Here is a 6195-nt window from a genome sequence, read left to right on the forward strand (position 1 = left end):
GTACAAAACCGCCCAAATCGATTTCAACACGATGATTTTCATTTAGAAAATATAATTGTGCGGGATGGGAAATATGTAGGTGTTGTTGATTTTAATGGATACGACTGGGGCGATCCACTTCATGATTTCGTGAAAATTGCACTATTTGCAAGGGACATTAGTATTCCGTATTCAATTGGACAAATAGAAGGATACTTTAATGGTAGAATACCAGAGGAGTTTTGGAAATTATATGCGGTGTACGTTGGCATGACAGTTTTCTCATCAGTTGTCTGGAGCTTACGAGCAGCACCGCATATGTTAGATGATACGTTAGAACGTCTTACTATAGTTTTAGCGGATCATAAAAACTTTGAGCTATTAAAGCCAATTTGGTTTCAACCAGAAAAGATTGATATGAAATAGAAAAGGTAGGTGTGATTCACACCTACCTTTATTTTTTACCATTCTTCGTTTTGAAGCAGTTGTAATGCTAATTTTAAATCTATATCTTCTTGTATATGTTCCGAAGTCCACGGGATATGTATATGTGGTTGTATACCAATTCCGGACATTCCTTCGCCTTTATCTATAATAGAAAGCCGTGAAGTAGGGTAGTAAAGAGCAAATGTATCAGCCCATTCCATTACTGCTAAATTAGAATAATCATTTAAACCAGCAGTAGGATCGTCCTATCCTTTTTTATCAATACAACCGGAATAATCGTGATGAGTAATCGAAACAATTTCTTTTGAAATTTCTGTGTACATAGCTTTTCCACTTTATAATTTAATTAGTTGAATAATAGAATTCTGTATCCTTTACGTATTATCCTTTTTTTAGATGAAGAATTTAGAGGGAAGTGTTGTCATCCCTCTATTTAAAAAATTATTTAATTTTCTTAAATGCAAGCGGCTGAGTACTTAACATAGCTGGTACATGTAACTGAAGGGATGGGAATTCACCACTCACACTCATTTCATAAGCGAATAATAAACTCATTTTCATTTGGAATAACTCAACTTCTGCGGAGAAGATGTCGTAATGATGATGCCCTAATTGAATATCCATCTCCATAAATTGTACATTTAACGAATCATCTCGCTTGTATATTTGTAATGTTCCGTATGCAGGATGTTCAAAAGTACCAGTATAATCCTCTAACTTGTGAGAAGGTGTAGTTCCTTTAATTTGTTCAGGAAGTGATTCAGTTGCTTCTTTCATCATTTCCTTCATTTTTTCAGTATCTTCTACAGCACGTTTATGCCAATCAATGGATTCTAATTCAAGTAGTTCATCATAAATTTGATTAGCGAGATAAGTAGGAAGTAATGTGCCTCCAGCATTTGTTAAAATGACAAGGCCTATGTTTTCATTTGGTATGAATGAAACGAGCGCTGAAAATCCATCAATATTACCGCCATGATGAACCACCTTATTACCACGATAAGCGCTAATAAACCAACCAAGTCCGTAACTATTTAATGGAGATTCGGGAAGTGATAAAATCGGTTGATCTGGAATTGAATTGTGTGGTGTATACATTTGTTGTAATAATTCAGAGGAGATTAATTCATGATCTCCAAACTTTCCTTCGTTTAAGTGAAGAAGTACCCAATTTGCCATATCTTCAATTGTAGAATTAATACATCCAGCAGCGCCGACTGTATCGATGTTACGGAATGGAACTTCTTTTATTTCATCTTCATTTTCAATGTAAGGTAAAGCATAATTATCTGTAGTTTGTGAATCTGTAACAGAGAAATTTGTATGTCTCATATTTAAAGGTTCTAAAATATGTTCTGTAGCGTATTGCTCCCATGTTTGATTTGTAATGTTTTCAACAATGTAGCTAATTGTTGCATACATTAAGTTGTTATAAAGAAATGCTGTGCGGAACGGTGCATCAAGTTGTAAATGTTTTATTTTTTCAACGAGATCTTTTCGAGATAAGGAAGAGCTGTACCAAAGAGCCTCATGACGACTTACCCCAGTACGATGGGAAGCCAAATCTCGTCCTGTAACTTGTGAGCTAGCAAGTAGTTCAGATAAAGAGAAGTTAGGTATATAAGACTGGACAGGAGTATCCCAATTAAACTTTTTTTGCTGTGCCAACAAGCTTAATGAAAGTGTGCCAAAAGCTTTCGTTGAGGAACCGATTGCGAACCGAGTACTCGGTGTAACAGGTTCTTTTGTTTCTATATTTCGATATCCGAAACCTTCTGAAAGAATAACTTCACCGTCTTTTATAACAGCTACAGCAGCACCAGGAACGTTTAAATCCTTCATCATTTTTTCAACCGTTGTTTGTAACGAAGTCATAACAGGAGTTTCAATTTTAGACATACTTCTAACCTCCAAATATAAATTTTGTCCTACCGCACTATACTTTCGGTAATAGAAAATGAAAACCTTTTTAAATATGGAAAGTTAATAATTTTGTAAGAATTACTGAAATAATTTTTATTTATCAAGATTATTAAATTTATTGTTTTTCATGTTATGATAAATTTCATATAAGATTGAAAGAAGGTTTTCCTACATATGAAACATGCTGAATATGAATACTTAAATTTATGCCGTCATGTAATGGAGCACGGTACGAAGAAAGAAGATCGTACGGGGACAGGTACTGTATCTGTATTTGGTTACCAAATGCGTTTCGATCTAAGTAAAGGATTTCCTTTATTAACGACAAAGAGAGTGCCATTTCGCCTAGTAGCAAGTGAACTGCTTTGGTTTATGAAAGGTGATACAAACATTCGCTATTTATTGCAACATAATAATAATATTTGGAATGAATGGGCGTTTAAGAGCTGGGTAGAAAGCGATGAGTATACTGGCCCTGATATGACAGATTTCGGTCTTCGCTCACAACAAGATGAGGAATTTAAGAAGCGATACGATGAGCAAATGGAATTGTTTAAAAAGAACGTTTTAGAAGACGATGAATTCTCAACGAAATTTGGATATTTAGGAGACGTATACGGAAAGCAGTGGCGTGCTTGGAAAACGACAGCTGGTGAGACACTTGATCAATTAAAAGATGTAATTGAAATGATTAAGAAAACACCAGATTCACGCCGGCTAATTGTTTCTGCTTGGAATCCTGAAGATGTACCAAGTATGGCTTTACCGCCTTGTCATACGCTATTCCAGTTTTATGTAGCAGATGGAAAGCTTTCTTGTCAGTTATATCAGAGAAGCGGTGACATATTCCTTGGCATTCCATTTAACATTGCAAGCTATTCACTTCTAACACATTTAATAGCACATGAATGTGGTCTTGAAGTAGGAGAGTTTGTTCATACAATTGGTGATGCACATATTTATACGAATCATTTTGAACAAGTCGAAAAGCAGTTGGCACGTGAACCACGCCCGTTCCCTAAACTTACATTAAATCCAGATGTGAAATCTGTGTTTGATTTTGAGATGGAAGATTTAACGATTGAAGGATATGATCCACACCCAGCAATTAAAGCACCGGTTGCAGTGTAATTGTAGAGGAGATGACAAGATGATTGTTTCATTTATGGTCGCAATGGACGAGAATAGAGTAATTGGTAAAGATAATAACTTACCTTGGCGTTTACCGAGTGAATTACAGTATGTAAAGAAAACGACGATGGGTCACCCACTTATTATGGGGAGAAAGAACTATGAAGCAATTGGTAGACCATTGCCTGGAAGACGTAATATTATTGTAACTCGTAATGAAGGGTATCATGTAGAAGGCTGCGAAGTAGCTCATACTGTAGAAGAAGTGTTTGAACTATGTAAAAATGAAGAAGAGATTTTTATTTTTGGCGGAGCGCAAATTTATGATCTCTTTTTACCTTATGTAGACAAGTTATATATAACAAAAATCCACCACGCATTTGAAGGGGACACATTCTTCCCAGAAATGGATATGACAAATTGGAAAGAGATTTTTGTAGAAAAAGGTTTAACGGATGAAAAAAATCCGTATACGTATTATTACCATGTATACGAGAAACAACAATAATAATAAAAATTGATGTGAGTATTCGCATCAATTTTTTTATTTGTATTTATAAATGTAAGTTTATAGAGGATATTCAATAGTGCTATAATGAAAGGTAGCATGTGAAAAATGCTAAAATTTTCAAAAGTATTCATATAGAAAGAGGAGGAGAATCAGTTGAGAAAAATATGGGGGATTCTTTTTCTTTGCTTAACATTCATGTTAGTTGGATGTGGTAAAGAAGAAAAACCACAAGAAGCGTTTGATACATATGTAAAAGCATGGAATAAACAAAAATTTGCAGATATGTACGATCAATTATCAGAAAATGCAAAAAAAGATATTTCAAAGAAAGAGTTTACTGAGAAATATGAAAAAATTTATTCTGGTATTGAAGTGAAAGACTTAAAGGTAGAAACAGGGGAAGTCAAAGAAGATAAAAAAGATGAAGGCCCTGTTCCTTTTAAAGTAAGCATGGATACAGTTGGTGGTAAAATCACTTTTGGTCATGAAGCAAAAATGGTGAAAGAAAAAGATGGAGATAAAGAATCTTGGAAAATAGATTGGACACCTGATTTCATTTTCCCTGGCATGACAAAAGATAGTAAAGTGCGTATGCAAACAACACAACCAAAACGTGGTGAAATATACGATCGTAATGGAAAAGGTCTTGCGACGAATGGGAAAGCTTCTGAGATTGGAATTATTCCAGAAAAATTAGATGAAACTGCTCCGCAAACGAAAGAAGCAGTAGCGAAGTTGTTAAATATGTCTGTAGAAGAGATTGATCAAAAACTAGCTGCGAAATGGGTAAAACCAGGGTATCTCGTACCAATTGGAATTTTGCCTGAGGGAGCAACGCAAAATACGTACATCGATTTACCTGGTGTTGCAGCAAAACCTGTAAATGTTCGTACATATCCGTTAGGGGAAGCAGCAGCGCATCTTACTGGTTATATCGGAAAAGTAAATGCAGAAGATTTAAAAACGCTTCAAAAGAAAGGCTATCAAGCCGATGAACCAGTTGGTAAGGCTGGATTAGAGCAAGTATTGGAAGAACAGCTACGCGGGAAAAAAGGTGGCCGTGTCTTCATGGAGGATGCACAAGGAAAAGAAATTAAAAATTTAGCGAAAACAGATGCTGTTGATGGAGAAAATGTAACTTTAACTATCGATAGTGTTGTTCAAGAAAAAACGTATAATGAAATGAAAGGAGAAGCTGGTTCAAGTGCGGCAATTAATCCGAAAAGTGGAGAAACAATTGCTCTTGTAAGTAGTCCAGCTTATAATCCTAATTTAATTGCACGAGGAACATCAAAAGCACAGCGCGAGGCTTGGAATAATGACCCGAAAAAACCGATGACGAATCGATTTACACAATTATCGGTACCAGGTTCTGTATTTAAGCCAATTACAGGTGCAATTGGTCTTGAAACAAAAACAATCGATCCAAAAGAAGAATTGAAAATTGAAGGACTGAAATGGACGAAAGATTCTTCTTGGGGCAATTATTACGTAACACGTGTAAAAGATGCAAATCCGATTGATTTTGATAAGGCAATGAAATACTCGGATAATATTTATTTCGCACAAGAAGCTTTGAAAATTGGAAAAGATAAATTTATGGCTGAGGCGAAAAAATTCGGATTTGATGAGAAATTACCAATTGAATACGGATTCCCAGCTTCTAAAATCGCAAATGATGGCATAAAAAATGATATTCAAATGGCAGATACAGGATATGGACAAGGACAAGTCTTAATGACTCCTCTTCATTTAGCTTTAACGTATGCACCGATTGTAAATGATGGAACGATTCCATCGCCATATCTTATTAAAACAGATAAACAACCAAAAGCTTGGAAAGAGAACGTGATTTCTAAAGAAAATCAAGATATATTGAAAACGGCTTTAACGAAAGTAATTAACGATCCAGATGGTACGGGGAAAATTGCGAAAATTGATGGTATGACCCTTGCTGGTAAAACAGGAACAGCAGAATTAAAAGTATCAAAAGAGGCAGAAGGAAAAGAACTAGGTTGGTTTGCTGCGTTTGATTTAAATTCACCTGATATGGTCATTACAATGATGATTGAAGATGTAAAAGGTAGAGGTGGAAGTAATATTCCAGCTGAAAAAGTGAAACATGTTTTTCAAAAGTAGTAATTGAAGAAGACTATCTCCATGAAATATGGAGATAGTTTTTTATTTGATTAAAACCTTAATAT

Annotated in this window: 5 protein-coding genes and 1 pseudogene; 4 read left to right on the forward strand and 2 right to left on the reverse strand. The window is 35.2% G+C overall.

Annotated elements, in window-relative coordinates; translation table 11 throughout:
* A partial coding sequence (locus tag AB3X49_RS15990) for an aminoglycoside phosphotransferase family protein (RefSeq protein ID WP_367963283.1) occupies nucleotides 1-405 on the forward strand: 405 nt, incomplete at its 5' end.
* A 35-nt stretch (nucleotides 406-440) separates the two neighbouring features.
* Here AB3X49_RS15990 and AB3X49_RS15995 read toward each other — a convergent pair.
* Nucleotides 441-665, reverse strand: a pseudogene (locus tag AB3X49_RS15995) (S41 family peptidase); the annotation flags it as partial.
* Nucleotides 666-867: 202 nt separating this feature from the next.
* Entirely contained in the window at nucleotides 868-2325 is a 1458-nt protein-coding gene (locus AB3X49_RS16000) for a serine hydrolase (protein ID WP_367963286.1), read from the reverse strand.
* Between the two features lie 198 nt (nucleotides 2326-2523).
* Here AB3X49_RS16000 and AB3X49_RS16005 point away from each other — a divergent pair, with 198 nt between their 5' ends.
* From AB3X49_RS16005 to pbpC, 3 genes are all read left to right on the forward strand, one after another.
* Nucleotides 2524-3480, forward strand: a complete 957-nt coding sequence (locus tag AB3X49_RS16005; RefSeq protein ID WP_002065184.1) for a thymidylate synthase — start codon at nucleotides 2524-2526, stop codon at nucleotides 3478-3480.
* A gap of 19 nt (nucleotides 3481-3499) precedes the next feature.
* Nucleotides 3500-3988, forward strand: a complete 489-nt coding sequence (locus AB3X49_RS16010) for a dihydrofolate reductase (RefSeq protein ID WP_000637202.1) — start codon at nucleotides 3500-3502, stop codon at nucleotides 3986-3988.
* A 156-nt stretch (nucleotides 3989-4144) separates the two neighbouring features.
* On the forward strand, nucleotides 4145-6130 hold the full coding sequence (gene pbpC / locus AB3X49_RS16015) for a penicillin-binding protein 3 (RefSeq protein WP_063226400.1): 1986 nt from the start codon (nucleotides 4145-4147) through the stop codon (nucleotides 6128-6130).
* The last annotated feature ends 65 nt before the right edge of the window (nucleotides 6131-6195 follow it).

Source organism: Bacillus sp. C30, assembly GCF_040838255.1.
GTDB lineage: Bacteria > Bacillota > Bacilli > Bacillales > Bacillaceae_G > Bacillus_A > Bacillus_A mycoides.